The organism is Streptomyces griseorubiginosus (assembly GCF_036345115.1).
Lineage (GTDB): Bacteria > Actinomycetota > Actinomycetes > Streptomycetales > Streptomycetaceae > Streptomyces > Streptomyces griseorubiginosus_C.
The window spans coordinates 1,850,506-1,865,940 of sequence record NZ_CP107766.1; the positions used below are offsets into that span (position 1 = coordinate 1,850,506).

The following is a 15,435-nucleotide window of genomic DNA, read 5'->3' on the forward strand; positions in this document are numbered from 1 at the left end:
CACGGTAACTGCCGTGGCGTGAGAGGGGATTGACGTGAGCGAGCCGTTTTCCGTACCGGTGACCGTGCGGGGATACGAGACGGACGTACAGGGCCACCTCAACCAGAGCGTGTACCTCAACTACGCCGAGCACGCCCGCTGGTCGCTGCTCAGGGCCGCCGGGATCACCCAGGCCGGGCTCATCGGCAGCGGGGTGGGTCCGGTGGCGCTGGAGACCACCATCCGCTACCTGCGGGAGCTGCTGGCGGGTGACGAGGTGGAGGTGAGCTGCGGTTTCGAGTGGGGCGAGGGCAAGACGTTCCGGATACGGCAGACGATCCGCAAGAAGGACGGCACCGTGGCGGCCGAGATCACCGCGGTCGGCGGGCTGATGGACCTGAACGCGCGGCGCCTGGTGCCGGACCCGGGCGAGGTCCTCAAGGGGCTGGCCACCGACCCGAGCCTGTTGTAGCTCAGGCCGGCCGGCTGCAGCTCAGGCCGGTTCCGGTTCGTGCCGGGCGTCGTAGCCGGCCCGCGCCTCGGCGATGTAGACCCTGTTGCGCTCCGCCCAGTCGGTCAGGCGTTGCAGGGTCTCGTTCAACTCGTGCGCGACGGGGGTGAGTTCGTACTCGACCTTGGGCGGGACCGTCGGATGGACGGTGCGGGTGACGAGGCCGTCGCGCTCCAGGTTGCGCAGGGTCAGGGTCAGCATCCGGCGGCTGATGCCCTCGATGCCGCGCTCCAGCTCGGTGAAGCGGATGGGCCCGTGGGCGGCCGCGACGAGGATCTGCACGCTCCATTTTCCGGAGACCCTGTCAAGAACCTCCCGCACCGGGCACGCGTGCGCGTTCACGACCTGGGTGGTAACACCGGTGTTCCTCTGGGACATCGGACTGCCTCCTTACGCCGCTCTCCATGGTCACTGACGATGGTCCCCGTTACAAGTCGTGCACCTGGGCGACCAATTGGAACTCTTGGAGAACGCGGAGGCCATACCGCCATGACGGTCACTGCCCAGTCCCCGGCGCGAGCGCCGCACCGAACGTACTCCCGCTGGACGGCCCTCGTCGTCCTGTGCGCGGGAACCCTCATGACGGTCCTGGACGGCAACATCGTCACGGTCGCGATGCCGGCCGTCCAGAGCGACCTCGGCTTCACGGGGCCCGGTCTCGCGTGGGTGGTCAACGCGTATCTGATCCCGTTCGGCGGGCTGCTGTTGCTGGCGGGCCGGCTCGGTGACCTGGTCGGCCGCAAGCGGATGTTCGTGGCGGGGCTGGCCGTGTTCACGGTGGCGTCGGTGCTGTGCGGGACGGCGAACGGCCAGGGCACGCTGATCGCGGCACGTGCCCTCCAGGGTGTGGGCGGGGCGATGACCTCGGCGGTGGTGCTCGGCATGCTGGTCGCGCTGTTCCCGGAGCCGCGTGCGCAGGCCCGGGCCATCGCGGTGTTCAGCGCGGTCGGGGCGGCGGGCGGGGCGCTGGGCACGTTCCTCGGCGGCGCGCTGACGCAGGCCCTGAACTGGCACTGGATCTTCCTGATCAACCTGCCGATCGGGCTCGTCGCCCTGCTGGCGGCCGTCCGCGTGCTCGCCCCGGAGGACGGGGAAGGCCTCGGCCGGGGCGCGGACTACCCGGGGGCCGCGCTGGTCACCGGGGCGCTGATGCTCACGGTGTACGTGATCGTCGGCTCCGGCGACCGGGAGCCGATCACGACGCTCCTCCTGGCCGCGGTCGCCCTCGCCCTGTTCACGGCGTTCACCGTGCGGCAGGCCCGGGCCGCCCGGCCCCTGCTGCGGCTTCGGCTGTTCGGCTCCCGGCTGCTGTCGGGCGCGAACGCCGTCCAGATCCTGATGATCGCCACGATGTACGGCTTCCAGTTCATCGGGGCGCTGTACCTCCAACGTGTCCTGGGATTCGGCGAGTTGCTCACCGGCACGGCGTTCCTTCCGGCGCCAGTGGTGATCGGGGTGCTGATGCTGGGGCTGTCGGCGCGGACCGTCGGACGGTTCGGCGCGTACCGGGTGCTCTTGGCGGGGCTCGTCCTCATCCTGGCCGGGATGGCCCTGCTGAGCCGCGCCCCGGCCGACGGGTCGTACCTCGCGGACGTCCTTCCGGCGCTGCTTCTGCTGGCCACCGGGTTCGCGGCGGCGATGCCCGCGCTGACGGGGCTGGCCATGGCGGGGGCCCGGGAGGAGGACGCGGGTCTGGCCTCGGGGCTGTTCAACACTACGCAGGTGGTGGGTGGTTCGCTGGGCCTGGCGGTGCTGTCGGTGCTGGCGGCGAGCCGGACGGAGGGGCTGCTGGCACGGGGTGCGGAACTGGTCCCGGCGACGGCGGACGGGTACCGGCTGGCGTTCGGGGTGGGGGCGGGGATTGCGGCGGGGGCCCTGGTACTGGCCGCGGTGGTCCTGCGGACGGCTCGGCGGGGCTGAAGGTGTGCCACGCCCTGCGTCGCGCGGGTGCGGCTGCGTCGTGGCCGGTCGCGCAGTTCCCCGCGCCCCTGGGTGGGTGCAGTCGAAGCCCGCCCAGCTGTACCCACCTTCTCCGGCCCGCACCCGAAGAACGGCACACCACACACCCCCGCCGCTAGGAAATTCCGGCACGTTTCGCGCCCCCGAACCCCCCGGCCCCCCGCTTACCGTGGAGCCGTGACCCACTCCCTCTCCGATCCCGTCACCGTGGAGGTCGACCCGCGGGAGCCCTTCGTGCATCTGCCGGACTCCGCGACCAGGGTGGTCGTCCGCACCGAGGGGCACGGCCGGCCCTCCCTGCTGGTCGTCGGCCCCCGCGTCCGCGCCACGTACCACCGGGGCAGGCCGGGAGTGTCCTGCACGCAGGTACGGCTCGCGCCGGGGACCGTCCGGCCGCTGCTCGGCGTCCCGGCCGTCGAACTCGTCGGCCGGGTCGTGCCGCTGGGCGCACTGCCCGGCCGTACGGCGCGGCAGCTGTCGTACGACCTCGGGCGGCTGGAGCACGAGGAAGCGGTGGCCCGGCTCACCGACCTCCTCCCGGACCGGCTGCCCGCCCCGGTCGGCGAGGGCCGGACCGCGCTGCTGCGGGCCGCGGTCACCGCGCTGTCGGTCCGCTCGGACCACATACCCGGTCAGGTCAGGGACGTGGCGCGGGAACTCGCCGTCAGTGAGCGCCAGTTGCGCAATCTGTTCCGTGACGGTGTCGGCCTCTCCCCCAAGCACTACGCCCGTATCCACCGCATCCGTGCCGTGCTCGCCCACGCCACCGAGCTGCGCTGGGCCGATCTGGCCGCCGCCACCGGCTACTACGACCAGTCCCACATGACGTCCGACTTCCGCACCGTGATGGGTGTCCCGCCGCGCTCCTACTTCACCGGACGGCTTCCCGCTCCCGGGGCCTGCCAGGCGATCGACAGCCGGTGACGGGTTCTCACAGCGACCCGCCACCGCAGCCCTACGCCCTCCACAAGTCGGCGCGCCATCCTCAACTCCCCTTCCTGCCACCCCTCTTGGAGACGACGTGGCCTTCCTGTCCAGAGCGGCCGCCCGCCGCACCCTGCTCGCCGTCCTCGGGGCCGGCGCGCTGAGCACCCGGTGGCCGTCCGCCGAGGCCGCGGGCCCCGGTGGGCTCGACGACCCGGTGAAGAAGGACCTGGCGATGCGGCTGGTGTCCAGTGCGGAGAACTCCTCGCTGGACTGGCAGGCGCAGTACGCGTACATCGAGGACATCGGGGACGGCCGCGGCTACACCGCCGGCATCATCGGGTTCTGCTCCGGTACGAGCGACATGCTCGCGCTGGTCGAGCTGTACACGGACCGGGTCCCCGGCAATCCCCTCGCCCCCTATCTGCCCGCCCTGCGCGCGGTGGACGGCACCGACTCGCACGAGGGTCTCGACCCGGGCTTCCCGGCGGCCTGGCGGGCCGCGGCGAAGACGGCCGCGTTCCGCGCGGCGCAGCGGGACGAGCGGGACCGCGGCTACTTCGACCCGGCGGTCGCCCGCGCCAAGCGGGACGGGTTGGGCACGCTCGGGCAGTTCGTCTACTACGACGCGATGGTCATGCACGGCCCCGGCAGGGACGCCCTGAGCTTCGGCGGCATCCGCGACCGGGCCCTCGTACACGCGGACACCCCCGCGGACGGCGGCGACCAGACCGCGTATCTGCACGCCTTCCTGGACGCGCGGGTGTGGGCGATGCGTCAGGAGGCGGCGCACCGTGACGTGAGCCGGGTCGAGACCGCCCAGCGGGTGTTCCTCACCGCGGGCAATCTCGACCTGGACACCCCGCTCAAGTGGCGGGTGTACGGGGACAGTTACGAGATCGACTGAGCGGGGACCGTCTCCATGGGGTGGGTGACGTCCTTGGCGTCCCGGCCCCTGCCGAGGTGGTTGAAGACCAGGTTCAGCGTCACCGCGGCCACACAGCCCGTCGAGATCCCCGAGTCCAGGACGATCTTCGCGGTCTCGGGGAAGGCGTGGTAGAACTCCGGCGCGGTGATCGGGATGATCCCGACCGCGAGGGACACGGCGACGATCAGGACGTTGTTGTCCTTCTCCAGGCCGGCCCTGACCAGGGTCTGGATACCGCTCGCGGCGACCGAGCCGAACAGGACGACTCCGGCGCCGCCGAGCACCGGGCGCGGTACGACGGCGATGAGCGAGGCGGCCATCGGGCACAGGCCCATCAGCACCAGGAAGGCGCCGCCGGTGGCGACGACGTACCGGCTGCGGATCCTCGTCATCGCGACCAGGCCGATGTTCTGGGCGAAGGCGCTGCACATGAAGCCGTTGAAGAGGGGGCTGAGGGCCGAGCCGAGGGTGTCGGCGCGCAGGCCCGCGGCGATGGTCCGCTCGTCGGCGGGACGCTCGACGATCTCGCCCAACGCCAGCATGTCCGCGGTGGATTCGGTCATCGAGACCACCATGACCACGCACATCGAGAGGATCGCGGCGAGCTGGAACCGCGGGGTGCCGAAGTGGAAGGGGGTCGGGAAGCCGACGACGGCCGCGTCGGCGACCGGGCCGAAGTCCGTGGCGCCGAAGGGGATCGCGACCAGGGTGCCGGCCACCAGGCCGAGCAGTACGGCCACTTGCTTGACGAAGCCGTGGGTGAAGCGCCGAAGGAGCAGCACGATCAGGAGGGTTGCCGCCGCCAGGCCCAGGTTGGTCGTCGAACCGTAGTCCCGTGCACCGGGGTTGGGGCCCTGTGCCCAGCCGAAGGCGACCGGCAGGAGGGAGACTCCGATCAGGGTGATGACGGTCCCGGTGACGACCGGCGGGAAGAACCGGATCGCCTTGCTGAAGAAGGGAGCGGCGAGGAAGCCGAGGAGGCCCGCGACGATCACCGCGCCGAAGATGACGGGCAGGGCCTCGGACTTGTCGTCCGTGGCGGCGACGATGGCGGTCATGGGGGCCACCCCGGCGAAGGTGACGCCGTTGACGAAGGGCAGCCGGGCGCCGATCCGCCAGATGCCGAGGGTCTGGAGGAAGGTGGCGAGACCCGCGGTGAACAGACAGGCACCGGTCAGGAAGGTGAGGTCGGTGGCGGTCAGGCCGATGGCCGCGCCGACGATCAGGGGTGGGGCGACGACTCCGGCGTACATGGCGGCCACGTGCTGGAGGCCGGTGGTCGCCATCTTCAGGGCGGGGAGTTTCTCGTCAACGGGGTGGACTGACACAGCGGCTCGCCTCCGGGCGGTTACACGTCGGCACTGACGTGGGTTTCTTGGAGGTGGTGCGCGGTCGTGCGGGACCGGGGGGGGAAGGGTTCTCGCCGGAACGGGATCCGCTCCTGGGACGGTTGAGACGCTCGGGGACGGTGACGACCGCTCAGGGACGGTGACAACCGGTCGGGGGCAGGACAGTGACGACCGTTCCGAGGCAGGACAGTGACGACCGTTCCGGGGCGCGCGCGTCCGACGCGCGCCCCGGGCACGGCCGCTGTGGCACCCGCAACCGGGTCCACGGCTGCCGACCGAGAGCCGTCCCTCTCGGCCGGAGTCCGGGTGAACTGCTCAGCCCTGCGCGGCGATCCGCGCCAGACGCTGGGCCTGTTCCCGCGTGGAGCGGGCGACGGCGTCCTCGTCGACGTGCGACAGGCGGCCGTTCTCGACGATCTGACGGCCGTTCACGAACGAGGCCGTGACCGGTGCGGCCGCGCCGAAGACCAGTGCGGTCACCGGGTCGGCGATCGAGGCGTGCGCGAGGGTGTCGAGCTTCCACAGCACCAGGTCGGCGAGCTTGCCGGCCTCCAGGGAGCCGGTCTCGGCGGCCCGGCCGAGGACCTGGGCGCCGCCGTAGGTGCCCAGACGCAGCGCCTGGCGGGCGTTCAGCGCCGCTTCCCGGTGTGCGCCGAGCCGGTTGATGAGCAGCGCGTTGCGCAGCTCGGTGTGCAGCTCGCCGGACTCGTTGGACGCCGTGCCGTCGACGCCGAGGCCGACCGGGACGCCGGCCGCGAGCATGTCGGGGACCCGCGCGATTCCCGCCGCCAGTCGGGCATTTGAGGACGGGCAGTGGGCCACGCCCGTCCTCGTCCGGGCGAACGCGGCGATGTCGGAGTCGTTCATGTGGACGCAGTGCGCCATCCACACGTCCTCGCCGAGCCAGCCGGTGGACTCGAAGTAGTCGGTCGGGCCCATGCCGAACAGTTCCTTGCAGAACTGCTCCTCCTCGACGGTCTCCGAGCCGTGGGTGTGCAGCCGCACCCCGAGGCGGCGGGCCAACTCGGCGCCCTCCCGCAGGAGTTCGGTGGAGACGGAGAACGGCGAGCAGGGGGCCACGGCGACCTGGGTCATGGCGTCGAAGGAGGAGTCGTGGTGCTCCTTGACGGTGGCCTCGGTCGCGGCGAGGGCGCCTTCGAGTGTCTCCACGGCGAAGTCCGGGGGCAGTCCGCCGTCCTTCTCGCTGCGGTCCATGGAGCCGCGGGCGAGGGTGAAGCGGACGCCGGTCTCGCGGGCCGCGCGGATGATGGCGCCGGACAGGTCGCCGGAACCGGCCGGGAAGACGTAGTGGTGGTCCATCGCGGTCGTGACACCACCGCGGGCCATCATCGCGAGTGATCCCTGGGCGGCCGCGTAGACCATCTCCTCGTCGATGCGCGCCCAGGTCGGGTACAGCGCGACGAGCCAGTTGAAGAGGTTGTGGTCGGTGGCCAGGCCCCGGGTGATCCACTGGTAGTAGTGGTGGTGGGTGTTGACCAGGCCGGGGGTCACCAGGTGGCCGGTGGCGTCGATGCGCCGTACGACGTCCTGGAGGCCCTCGGGGGCCCGGCCCGCGCCGACGGACTCGATGCGGTTGCCGGCGATGACGACGTGGCCGGAGGCGTACTCGGTGTCGTCGGCGTCTACGGTCGCGATCGAACAGTTCTCGATCACGATGCGCTGAACTGCGGTCATGGTGCGCCCCTCAGAGGTTGGTCAGGTCCGTGGGGATCCTCGCCTCGCGCCCGTCCCGCAGGACGGTCGCCTCGATCAGGCCGTAGGGCCGGTCGGCGGCGAAGTACACCTCGTTGTTGTTCTTGAGGCCGAAGGGCTCCAGGTCCACCAGGAAATGGTGCTTGTTCGGCAGCGAGAAGCGGACCTCGTCGATCTCGTCGCGGTTCTCGATGATCCGCGAGCCCATCTGGTACAGCGTCTGCTGGAGCGAGAGCGAGTAGGTCTCGGCGAAGGCCCGGAGCATGTGCTGCTTCGTCTGCTCGTACGACGTGTCCCAGTCGGGCATGTCCTGCGCGTCGTCGGTCCAGTTGAAGCGCCAGCGGCCGGAGACCTCGGTGGCCAGGATGCGGTCGTACGCCTCGGGCAGCGTCGTGTACTTGTCCTTGACGTAGCCCCAGAACTCGGAGTCGGTCGAGTTCAGCACGGTCAGGTCCTTGAGGCCGGAGACGACCTCCCACGACGAGCCGTCGTAGGTGATCTGCGCGAGGCGGGTCTCCTGGCCCTTGCGCACGAAGGAGTGCGCGCTGTCGCCGCCGTGCTCGATCCGCTCCCAGGCGTACTCCTCGATGCGGATCCGCGCGGTCCTGATCGGTTCCTGCGAGGTCACGAAGTGCCGGGCGAGGTGGATGCCGAACTGCTCGGCGGACTCGATGCCGTGTTCCTTGGCGAACGCGTACACCGTGTTCTTGGTGGTGTCGGTCGGCAGGACGTGCGCGTTGGAGCCGGAGTAGTGGACGTCGTCCATGTCGCCGCTCAGCGACACCGAGACGTTGAGGTCCTTGATGTGGTGGGTGGCGCCGTCCCGCGTGATCTTGACGACTCGGTTCTCGGCCTTGCCGTACTGGTTCTGTCCCAGGATGGTGGGCATAGCTAGCTCCCTCGGTATACGGAGTAGCCGAACGGGTTGAGCAGCAGCGGTACGTGGTAGTGCTCGCCGGGTTCGACGGCGAAGGTGATCGCCACCTCCGGGAAGAACACTCCGGCACCGCTGTCCCGATTCGCGGGGGCGTCCTGCTGCGCATCGGCTTGCTTCTTCAAGAAGTACGGTTCGACCTCGAAGTCGAGCCGTACGTGGCTGGTCCCCTCCGGCGGCGCCGGCAGGTCCTTGCACCGGCCGTCCGCGTCGGTCGCGGAGCCGCCGAGTGCCTGCCAGGCCCCTCCTTGCCCGTCATGGGCGGACCGCCCCGAGCGGGCGGAGATCCGGACGGCGACACCCTCGGCGGGGCGGCCGACGCTGGTGTCCAGGATGTGCGTGGACACGGAGGCGGTGGTGCTCGTGCTCATGGTCAGGCGTCCTCTTCGACGATGCGGGCGAGCCGGATACGGTTGATCTTGCCCAGCTCGGTGCGGACGATCTCGCGTTCCCGCTCCGGCGCGTTGCCGATCCGCTCCTTGACCGCGTCCCGCAGCTGCTCGGCGCTGCGGCCGGTCGCGCAGATCAGGAAGACATGGCCGAACCGCTCCTGGTACGCCAGGTTCAGTTCGAGCATCTCGGCCTTGAGCTCGTCGTCGGCCGAGGCCATCCCGGACTGCTCCCGGGCGGAGGTCGGGTCGCCGGGCTTGGGGCGGCCGATGGGCGGGTGCCCGGCCATCGCCTCGCCGAGGTCGTCGGCGGTCAGCTCGGCCATCGCGGCATCGCTCGTGGCGTACAGGTCGTCCGCGGTCGCGTAGGGGCGGGCGGCGAGCAGACGCCGAGCCCACGCCGTGGAGGCGCACGCCTCCAGGAGGACCGCGTGGGCCGCGTGCTCCTCCAGGACGTTGAACCGGGCCAGGCCGGGGGGCGTGGAAGTCGAAGTCACGGGAGTCAGCTAACGCCCCGACGCGACATCACGTCAACAGTTTGTTGAAAAATCGGGGTAACGAAAGCCGCCCGGCTTCCTTCCCTGCGACCTGGGCTTCCTTCCCTAGGATTTGTCCCGGTTCAGGTAGTTGTAGACGGTGAAGCGGCTGACCCCGAGCGCGCTCGCCACGGTCTCCACACCATGCCGTACGGAAAAGGCGCCGCGCGCCTCCAGTATCCGTACGACCTCCTGCTTGGCCTTGCGGTCGAGGTCGGCGAGCGGCATGCCCCGCTTGCGCTCCATGGCGGCCAGGATGTGGTCGAGGGAGTCCGCGAGCTGGGGCAGCCGTACGGCGACGACGTCGGCGCCCTCCCAGGCGAGCACGACGTCGTCGGGACCGGCCTCGTCGGGCGGGAGCAGCTCGCCCCCCATGGCGTCGACCAGCGGCTTGACCGCCGTGATGAACGGCTCGTCGGCGCTCACGCGTCCCCTTCCCCGACCACGTTGACCTGGAGGGAGACCCGGGTGGCGCCGGAGGCCAGCGTCCTGCGCAGCAGGGCGTCCACGGCGCCGAGCACCTCGTCGGCCCGACCCTCCACGGTGTTGCCGAACGGGCCGACGTCCACCGCGTCCAGCTCGGCCGCCTCGATGACCTCGCGGGCCACCAGCGCGTGCGCCGGGGCCTCGTCGAGGTCGAAGGGCTCGGTCGTGAACTCCACTCTCAATCGCACGCGCACAACCTAACCCGCGGTGCCGTTTTCCGCCGGGCCCTCTTGACAACGCCTTCAGCCCGACGGCAGTCTTCCAATAAGCAGAAACTAACTTCCGCATTACGGAACATTCGACACGGAAGGGAGCGCCGGGACCCCATGGGATTCGCAGAGCAGCGCTTCAACGTCAACCTGTCGATCCTCTTCACGGAACTCCCCCTCCTGGAGCGCCCCGCGGCAGCGGCCGCGGCCGGCTTCACCGCGGTCGAGCTGTGGTGGCCCTGGATCGACACCCCGACCCCCGAGCAGGCGGAGCTCGACGCCCTGAAGCGGGCGATCGAGGACGCCGGCGTCCAGCTCACCGGCCTGAACTTCTACGCCGGCGAGCTGCCCGGACCGGACCGCGGCGCCCTGTCGATCCCGGGCGAGGAGTCGGAGCGGTTCCGCGCCAACATCGACGTGGCCGCCGACTTCGCCGGGTCGCTGGGTGCCACGGCGCTCAATGCCCTGTACGGCAACCGCGTCGAAGGCGTCGACCCGGCCGAGCAGGACGCGCTGGCGCTGGAGAACCTGGTCCTGGCGGCCCGCGCGGCCGACCGGATCGGCGCGATCCTCCTGATCGAGGCCCTCAACAAGCCCGAGTCGCCGCGGTACCCGCTGGTGAGCGCACCGGCCGCGGTCGGGATCGTCGACAAGGTCAACGCGGCGAGCGGCCTCGGCAACGCGCGCTTCCTCATGGACCTCTACCACCTGTCCATGAACGGCGAGGACCTCCCGGCGGTGATCGAGGAGTTCACCCCGAAGACCGGGCACGTCCAGATCGCCGACAACCCGGGCCGCGGCGCGCCGGGCACCGGGACGCTGCCGCTCGAGGAGCTGCTGGGCCTGCTGGCCAAGGCCGGTTACGACGGCTGGGTCGGCCTGGAGTACAAGCCCGGCGACCGCCCGAGTTCCGAGGCCTTCGACTGGCTCGCCCGCTGACCCCCTTACACACCGAGAGGCACCCCCGACATGAGCAGTCTCCCCAAGATCGCCTGGATAGGCCTCGGCATCATGGGCTCCCCCATGTCCGAGAACCTGGTCAAGGCGGGTTACGACGTCACCGGCTACACCCTGGAGCAGGACAAGCTGGACCGGCTGGCCGCCGCGGGTGGCACCGCGGCCGGTTCGATCGCCGAGGCCGTGCGCGACGCCGACGTGATCATCACGATGGTGCCCGCGTCCCCGCAGGTCGAGGCCATCGCCTACGGCCCCGAGGGCATCCTCGCCCACGCCCGCTCCGGCGCCCTGCTGATCGACATGTCCTCGATCACCCCGCAGACCTCGGTGGACCTCGCGAAGGCCGCCGCCGAGAAGGGCATCCGCGTCCTGGACGCGCCCGTGTCCGGCGGTGAGGCCGGAGCGATCGAGGCGGTGCTGTCCATCATGGTCGGCGGTGAACAGGCCGACTTCGACGAGGCCGAGCCGGTCTTCGAGGCACTGGGCAAGACCATCGTGCTGTGCGGGCCGCACGGCTCGGGGCAGACCGTGAAGGCCGCCAACCAGCTGATCGTCGCCGTGAACATCCAGGCGTGCGCCGAGGCCGTGGTCTTCCTGGAGAAGTCGGGCGTGAACCTGAAGGCCGCGCTGGACGTCCTGAACGGCGGCCTCGCCGGCTCGACCGTGCTGACGCGCAAGAAGGACAACTTCCTCCAGCGCGACTTCAAGCCAGGCTTCCGGATCGACCTGCACCACAAGGACATGGGCATCGTCACCGACGCCGCCCGCAATGTCGGCGCGGCCCTGCCGGTGGGCGCCGTGGTCGCCCAACTGGTCGCCAGTCTCCGGGCCCAGGGCGACGGCGGCCTGGACCACTCGGCGCTGCTGCGGGCGGTTGAGCGGCTGTCCGGGGCGCAGGTCTGACACCTCCCCAAGACCCCGGGCGGCGCCACTGCTGACATCTGTCCTGTCGCGCCCAGGCGGTGGCGCCGCCCGGTACCACAACACGTTCGAGACTCCCTGCCCCGACGCACCGGCGACCCGGATGAGGGGTGGTCGCCCGGTGGCGGGCGGGGCGGGGAACGGACCGCGGCGGTGTGCGAGCCAGTGCGGTGGTGAAGGCGCCGGGCCCTCCTTCTTCGACCTGAGGGAAGGGGGCGTGCCGGTACCGTCGCTACCGCCGCGGTCCCGCGTGGGATACGGCTCTGCCGTGTCCTGCGCTTTTTCGCGTTGCGGGGTGCCGAGTGCTGTCCGTCGGCGGGTGCGGGTGCATCGTGGCTGGTCGCGCAGTTCCCCGCGCCCCTGAGTGGGTGCAGCGAGGGCCTGCCCAGCTGTACCCACCTGTTTGGGGGCGCGGGGAACTGCGCGACCAGCCCCCACCGGCCCGCAGCCGAAACCTCAAATCAAGCTCTGAACATGGGTCAAGGGGCTTCAACCGGACGCTGCCTCGGGCACATTCTCTACACGTGAGGGCCCGCCGGCACGGGGGCGGCGGGCCACACGACGGGGGACGGCTTCGGGGGAGCCGGGCACGGGAAAGGGCGGTCCGACCATCACGGTGGGACCGCCCTTCAGCCGTGCGCGGTGTCAGACCTTGAGCGTCCTGATCGACGTCGGCGCGTGCGCCGGCTCCGTCGCGAGCTCCTCGAACTCGACCACGTTCCCGATGTCGTTGGTGGTGGACATCGAGATGTTGGTGACCCGCTCCAGGATCGCCTCGACGACCACCGGCACCTGGAACTCCGCGGCGAGTTTCTTCGCCTGTTCCAGCGCCGCCCCCAGCTCCGCCGGGTCCGTCACCCGGATCGCCTTGCAGCCGAGGCCCTCGGCGACCTTGACGTGGTCGACGCCGTAGACGCCCAGTTCCGGGGAGTTGACGTTCTCGAACTCCAGGTTGACCTGGAAGTCGATGTCGAAGGCGCGCTGGGCCTGGCGGATCAGGCCCAGGTAGGAGTTGTTCACCAGGACATGGATGTACGGGATCCGGTGCTGCGCCCCGACGGCCAACTCCTCGATCATGAACTGGAAGTCGTAGTCGCCGGACAGCGCCACGACCTGTGCCTCCGGGTCGGCCTTGGCGACGCCCAGCGCGGCCGGGATCGTCCAGCCGAGGGGACCCGCCTGACCGCAGTTGATCCAGTGCCGAGGCCGGAAGACGTGCAGCATCTGGGCACCGGCGATCTGGGAGAGGCCGATGGTGGAGACGTACCGGGTCTCCGGGCCGAAGGCCTTGTTCATCTCCTCGTAGACCCGCTGCGGTTTGATGGGGATGTCGTCGAAGTGCGTACGGCGCTGGAGGGTCGCCTTCTTCTCCTGCGCGGCCGCGGCCCAGGCGCTGCGGTCGGGCAGCCTGCCCGCGGCCTTCAACTCCCTTGCCACCTCGACGAAGAGGGCCAGGGCGGCCTTCGCGTCGGAGGCGATGCCGTAGTCCGGCGCGAAGATCCGGCCGATCTGGGTGGGCTCGACGTCGACGTGCACGAACTTCCGGCCGGCCGTGTAGACGTCCAGCTTGCCGGTGTGGCGGTTGGCCCAGCGGTTGCCGATGCCGAGGACGAAGTCGGACTCCAGGAAGGTGGCGTTGCCGTAGCGGTGCGAGGTCTGCAGGCCCACCATGCCGGCGTTCAGTTCGTGGTCGTCGGGCAGGACGCCCCAGCCCATCAGGGTCGGGACGACCGGGGTGCCGGTCAACTCGGCGAACTCGACGAGGAGTTCGGCCGCGTCGGCGTTGATGACACCGCCGCCGGCGACGATCAGGGGGCGCTCGGAGGCGTTGAGGAGACCGATCGCCTTCTCGATCTGCGCGCGGCTCGCGGCCGGCTTGTAGACCGGGAGGGGCTCGTAGGTCTCCGGGTCGAACTCGATCTCGGTCAGCTGGACGTCGATCGGGAGGTCGATCAGGACCGGGCCGGGGCGGCCGGAGCGCATGAGGTGGAAGGCCTGCTGGAAGACGCCGGGGACCTGGGCGGCCTCCAGGACGGTGACGGCCATCTTCGTCACCGGGCCCGCGATGGACGCGATGTCGACGGCCTGGAAGTCCTCCTTGTGGATCACGGCGGTCGGGGCCTGGCCCGTGATGCACAGGATCGGGACGGAGTCGCCGGTGGCGGAGTACAGCCCGGTGATCATGTCGGTGCCGGCGGGGCCGGAGGTGCCGATGCAGACACCGATGTTGCCCGGGTGGGTCCTCGTGTACCCCTCGGCCATGTGCGAGGCGCCCTCGACATGGCGGGCGAGGGTGTGGTGGATGCCCCCGGAGGCCTTGAGCGCGGCGTAGAAGGGGTTGATCGCCGCGCCGGGCACGCCGAACGCGTCCGTGACGCCTTCGCGTTTGAGGATCTCAACTGCCGCGCGGGCAGCGGTCATTCGAGCCATCGAGTACTCCTGCTTCGACTGCTTCAACTGGTCGGCTGTCGGATGCGTACTCCCGTCGCGCCCCGCGGTGAGCACTTCCGTAATACGGAATAAGTTTTCTACTATCTGGAAGCAATGTAGGTCGGTGGGTGAAGAGCGTCAAGAGGCGGACAACGGGACGGCTGCTGGAGGACGATGTGGCCATGTCCGAAAGCGTGCCGCTGCGCTGTCCGGTCTGCCGACGCGAGCACCTCTACACGGCGCCGACGTACCCGTGCGCGTGCGGCGCCCCTGTCTCGCCGCCGCTGGAGCCGGGTGCGGGGGCGCGGGCGGTCGTCCACCAGGTGTGGGAGGAGACCTGGGTCACCGTCGCATGCACACTCTGCGGGCGCCTGGCGGAGTGGCCCCATCCGGAACTGGGGTGCGCCTGCGGGACGGTACTGCGGATTCCGGTGGCGGCGGTCAGGGCGCGGTCGGAGACGCAACACACCACGGACGCGGGGAGGGCCGGCCCCACCGGGACGACAGCGGCAGCCGAGGGGGCCACCTCCGCCGAGGAAGCGGCCTCCGCCGACGGGACCGCCCCCGCCGAGGGAGCCGCCTCAGCCGAGGGGACCGCCTCAGCCGGGACGCCAGCCCCCGCTGAGAGAGCCACCCCCGCCGAGAGGACTGCCCCCGCCAAGAAGGCCACCTCCGCCGAGGCTTCAGCCCCGGCCGGGACGACGGGCTCGGCCCAGGCCTCGGCCTCAGCCAGAACGACGGGCTCCACCCAGCCCCCAGCCGCCGCCCCCTGCGCCCCCGCCTCCACCAACCCCTCCACCCCCACCGAAAACACCCCACCCCCTCCCCCACGCCGCCCCTTCCAGCCCATCACCATCCGCACCGCGCGGGACGCCGTGACCGTCGCCGCGCTGTATCTGCGCTGGCTCGGCTATCAGGACATCCGGCGGGCGGACCAGCGGCCGCCGTCCGGGATCGGTCTTGCCGCGCGTGGGCTGGTGGCCCAGGTGGATCCGACCGTGCGGCCCGCCTCGCTGCGGGACGTGGAGTGTCTGTGGCTGACGGCCATGACGGAGTCCGCGCACTGCGTGTACTTCTCCCTGGCCGGCTACACCACCGAGGCCCGCGCCCGCGCCGACGCCCTCGGTGTCCCCCTGTTCGTGCTGGACCTGACCGGCACCCCGCAGCCCGTGAACAGCCCGGCGGACGAACTCGGCGACCCCTGACCCAA

Annotated in this window: 16 protein-coding genes; 7 read left to right on the top strand and 9 right to left on the bottom strand. The window is 70.8% G+C overall.

The features are described 5' to 3' along the window. The first annotated feature begins 34 nt into the window (after nt 1-34). The gene (locus OHN19_RS08490) at nt 35-451 is read left to right on the top strand and encodes an acyl-CoA thioesterase (RefSeq protein ID WP_330263575.1); all 417 of its coding nucleotides are present in this window, start codon (nt 35-37) and stop codon (nt 449-451) included. Nucleotides 452-472: 21 nt separating this feature from the next. Here OHN19_RS08490 and OHN19_RS08495 read toward each other — a convergent pair whose 3' ends face one another. After that, nucleotides 473-868 carry a helix-turn-helix domain-containing protein gene (locus OHN19_RS08495; RefSeq protein WP_330263576.1) on the bottom strand — a complete coding sequence of 132 codons (396 nt, stop codon included), beginning with the start codon at nt 866-868 and terminating at the stop codon, nt 473-475. 111 nt (nt 869-979) lie between these two features. On the opposite strand from OHN19_RS08495, the gene OHN19_RS08500 reads away from it, so the two are divergent. From OHN19_RS08500 to OHN19_RS08510, 3 genes are all read left to right on the top strand, one after another. Then, nucleotides 980-2,410, top strand: a complete 1,431-nt coding sequence (locus tag OHN19_RS08500; protein ID WP_330263577.1) for an MFS transporter — start codon at nt 980-982, stop codon at nt 2,408-2,410. A 216-nt stretch (nt 2,411-2,626) separates the two neighbouring features. After that, a complete protein-coding gene (locus tag OHN19_RS08505) occupies nt 2,627-3,373 on the top strand; it encodes a helix-turn-helix domain-containing protein (protein ID WP_330263578.1) in 747 nt (248 codons plus the stop codon). A gap of 97 nt (nt 3,374-3,470) precedes the next feature. Continuing rightward, entirely contained in the window at nt 3,471-4,280 is an 810-nt protein-coding gene (locus OHN19_RS08510) for a chitosanase (protein WP_330263579.1), read from the top strand. Here OHN19_RS08510 and OHN19_RS08515 read toward each other — a convergent pair. From OHN19_RS08515 to OHN19_RS08545, 7 genes are all read right to left on the bottom strand, one after another. Next, complete coding sequence (locus OHN19_RS08515; protein ID WP_330263580.1) at nt 4,265-5,629, bottom strand: nucleobase:cation symporter-2 family protein; 1,365 nt, start codon at nt 5,627-5,629, stop codon at nt 4,265-4,267. The genes OHN19_RS08510 and OHN19_RS08515 overlap by 16 nt on opposite strands. A 336-nt stretch (nt 5,630-5,965) precedes the next feature. After that, on the bottom strand, nt 5,966-7,345 hold the full coding sequence (locus OHN19_RS08520; protein WP_330263581.1) for an 8-oxoguanine deaminase: 1,380 nt from the start codon (nt 7,343-7,345) through the stop codon (nt 5,966-5,968). A gap of 10 nt (nt 7,346-7,355) precedes the next feature. Then, on the bottom strand, nt 7,356-8,252 hold the full coding sequence (pucL, locus tag OHN19_RS08525; protein ID WP_330263582.1) for a factor-independent urate hydroxylase: 897 nt from the start codon (nt 8,250-8,252) through the stop codon (nt 7,356-7,358). Nucleotides 8,253-8,254: 2 nt separating this feature from the next. Continuing rightward, nucleotides 8,255-8,668, bottom strand: a complete 414-nt coding sequence (gene uraH, locus OHN19_RS08530; RefSeq protein ID WP_330263583.1) for a hydroxyisourate hydrolase — start codon at nt 8,666-8,668, stop codon at nt 8,255-8,257. 2 nt (nt 8,669-8,670) lie between these two features. Then, nucleotides 8,671-9,183: a 2-oxo-4-hydroxy-4-carboxy-5-ureidoimidazoline decarboxylase gene (gene uraD, locus OHN19_RS08535; protein WP_330263584.1), complete on the bottom strand. Its 513-nt coding sequence runs from the start codon at nt 9,181-9,183 to the stop codon at nt 8,671-8,673. A 105-nt stretch (nt 9,184-9,288) separates the two neighbouring features. After that, nucleotides 9,289-9,597 carry a helix-turn-helix domain-containing protein gene (locus OHN19_RS08540; RefSeq protein WP_330269555.1) on the bottom strand — a complete coding sequence of 103 codons (309 nt, stop codon included), beginning with the start codon at nt 9,595-9,597 and terminating at the stop codon, nt 9,289-9,291. Between the two features lie 47 nt (nt 9,598-9,644). Beyond that, a complete protein-coding gene (locus OHN19_RS08545) occupies nt 9,645-9,896 on the bottom strand; it encodes a thiamine-binding protein (protein ID WP_330263585.1) in 252 nt (83 codons plus the stop codon). A 138-nt stretch (nt 9,897-10,034) separates the two neighbouring features. On the opposite strand from OHN19_RS08545, the gene OHN19_RS08550 reads away from it, so the two are divergent. Both OHN19_RS08550 and OHN19_RS08555 read left to right on the top strand, forming a co-directional pair. Next, nucleotides 10,035-10,856, top strand: a complete 822-nt coding sequence (locus OHN19_RS08550) for a TIM barrel protein (RefSeq protein ID WP_330263586.1) — start codon at nt 10,035-10,037, stop codon at nt 10,854-10,856. A 30-nt stretch (nt 10,857-10,886) separates the two neighbouring features. Beyond that, entirely contained in the window at nt 10,887-11,777 is an 891-nt protein-coding gene (locus OHN19_RS08555; RefSeq protein WP_330263587.1) for a 2-hydroxy-3-oxopropionate reductase, read from the top strand. Nucleotides 11,778-12,440: 663 nt separating this feature from the next. Here the strand turns inward: OHN19_RS08555 and gcl are convergent. After that, nucleotides 12,441-14,225 carry a glyoxylate carboligase gene (gene gcl / locus OHN19_RS08560; RefSeq protein WP_330263588.1) on the bottom strand — a complete coding sequence of 595 codons (1,785 nt, stop codon included), beginning with the start codon at nt 14,223-14,225 and terminating at the stop codon, nt 12,441-12,443. A 182-nt stretch (nt 14,226-14,407) separates the two neighbouring features. Here gcl and OHN19_RS08565 point away from each other — a divergent pair, with 182 nt between their 5' ends. After that, complete coding sequence (locus tag OHN19_RS08565; RefSeq protein ID WP_330263589.1) at nt 14,408-15,430, top strand: hypothetical protein; 1,023 nt, start codon at nt 14,408-14,410, stop codon at nt 15,428-15,430. The last annotated feature ends 5 nt before the right edge of the window (nt 15,431-15,435 follow it).

What these genes read in the sequence shown, in the direction of transcription:
- OHN19_RS08495 (WP_330263576.1), bottom strand. Translation starts at nt 868, where the DNA reads ATGTCCCAGAGGAACACCGGTGTTACCACCCAGGTCGTGAACGCGCAC.
- OHN19_RS08550 (WP_330263586.1), top strand. Translation starts at nt 10,035, where the DNA reads ATGGGATTCGCAGAGCAGCGCTTCAACGTCAACCTGTCGATCCTCTTC.
- gcl (WP_330263588.1), bottom strand. Translation starts at nt 14,225, where the DNA reads ATGGCTCGAATGACCGCTGCCCGCGCGGCAGTTGAGATCCTCAAACGC.
- OHN19_RS08520 (WP_330263581.1), bottom strand. Translation starts at nt 7,345, where the DNA reads ATGACCGCAGTTCAGCGCATCGTGATCGAGAACTGTTCGATCGCGACC.
- OHN19_RS08565 (WP_330263589.1), top strand. Translation starts at nt 14,408, where the DNA reads ATGTCCGAAAGCGTGCCGCTGCGCTGTCCGGTCTGCCGACGCGAGCAC.
- OHN19_RS08540 (WP_330269555.1), bottom strand. Translation starts at nt 9,597, where the DNA reads ATGGGGGGCGAGCTGCTCCCGCCCGACGAGGCCGGTCCCGACGACGTC.
- OHN19_RS08500 (WP_330263577.1), top strand. Translation starts at nt 980, where the DNA reads ATGACGGTCACTGCCCAGTCCCCGGCGCGAGCGCCGCACCGAACGTAC.
- OHN19_RS08555 (WP_330263587.1), top strand. Translation starts at nt 10,887, where the DNA reads ATGAGCAGTCTCCCCAAGATCGCCTGGATAGGCCTCGGCATCATGGGC.
- uraH (WP_330263583.1), bottom strand. Translation starts at nt 8,668, where the DNA reads ATGAGCACGAGCACCACCGCCTCCGTGTCCACGCACATCCTGGACACC.
- pucL (WP_330263582.1), bottom strand. Translation starts at nt 8,252, where the DNA reads ATGCCCACCATCCTGGGACAGAACCAGTACGGCAAGGCCGAGAACCGA.